Below are 559 nucleotides of genomic sequence, written 5' to 3'. Positions count from 1 at the left end.
ATGCCCAGCGCCGGCGCCGGCTGGGGCCACCAATTCATCCCGCGCATCGGCCAGGAAGTCTTGGTCGACTTCATCGAAGGCGATATCGACCGCCCGGTGATCACCGGCGTGCTCTACAACGGCAGCCACCCGCCGCCGGACTTCAGCGGCGCGGGCGCCTTGCCGGCCAACAAAACCCTGTCCGGCATCAAATCCAAAGAACACCAGGGCGGCCAATACAACGAACTGCTGTTCGACGACACGCCGGGCGAAGTGCGCGCCAAACTCAGCTCCGAACCCGGCAAAACCCAGCTCAACCAAGGCTTCCTCACCCAGCCGCGCAGCAACGGCAAGGCCGAGCCGCGCGGCGACGGCTTCGAACTGCGCACCGACAGCCACGGCGCCATCCGCGCCGGCCACGGCCTGCTGCTGAGCGCCGAAGCGCAGAACGGCGCATCCGGCAAACAACTGGCGCGCGAACAGGCGCAAAGCCAGCTGGATGCGGCCTTGGCCCTGAGCCAAAGCCTGGGCGACACCGCCAGCGGCCAGCAGGCCGACACCATGGAAACCGGGCCGGAAG

General features: G+C 67.8%; 1 protein-coding gene. It reads left to right on the top strand.

Translation table 11 applies throughout. The annotated features are described in order from the left end of the window. Positions 1-559 (top strand): type VI secretion system Vgr family protein (locus ACODRW_RS24315; RefSeq protein WP_488906924.1); only part of this gene is annotated, 559 nt, incomplete at both ends.

The sequence above is a fragment of the Chromobacterium sp. FG89 genome, assembly GCF_057808735.1.
Note: the sequence above shows the minus strand (reverse complement) of the source record. Positions and strands in the feature narration are given on the sequence as shown.